Source organism: Burkholderia sp. BCC1638, from assembly GCF_902833195.1.
In the GTDB taxonomy this organism is placed as follows: Bacteria; Pseudomonadota; Gammaproteobacteria; order Burkholderiales; family Burkholderiaceae; genus Burkholderia; species Burkholderia diffusa.
On the sequence record NZ_CADFEC010000104.1, the window covers coordinates 1 to 572 of the forward strand.

The window sequence follows — 572 nt, forward strand, 5'->3', positions numbered from 1 at the left end:
CGCGGCGCCAATTGCGAGACAGTCGGCGCCTCGAAGAGCGTGCGAATCGACACATCGTGCCCGAATGATTCACGCAGCCGCGCGAGCATGCGGGTGGCCAGCAGCGAGTGGCCGCCGAGCGCGAAGAAGTTGTCGTGCCGGCCCACGCGCTCGACGCCGAGCAGTTCGGCCCATAACGCGGCGATGGTCTGCTCGGTTTCGCCTTGCGGCGCTTCGTATTGCGCCTGCGCGAACGCCTCGTCATCCGGCTCCGGCAGCGCGCGACGGTCCACCTTGCCGTTCGGCGTCAGCGGCAAGGCGTCCAGCACGACGAACGCAGCCGGCACCATGTATTCCGGCAGTCGTGCAGCAAGGTGCTCGCGCAAGCCTCGAACAAGCTCGGCACACGGCGCTGCGTCCTGCAAGCTCACGTAGGCCAGCAAGCGAGCATTGCCTGCTGGATCCTGCCGAGCGACGACGATCGCCTCGCGCACCGCTTCGTGCGTGGCGAGCTGCGCCTGGATCTCCCCGGGTTCGACTCGGAAGCCACGCACCTTGACCTGCTTGTCGTTACGACCGAGGAACACGAGGTT

General features: G+C 67.0%; 1 protein-coding gene. It reads right to left on the bottom strand.

Going from position 1 to position 572, the window contains the following annotated elements:
• Positions 1–572 (bottom strand): phosphopantetheine-binding protein (locus HWX22_RS31395; protein WP_175917005.1); only part of this gene is annotated, 572 nt, incomplete at both ends.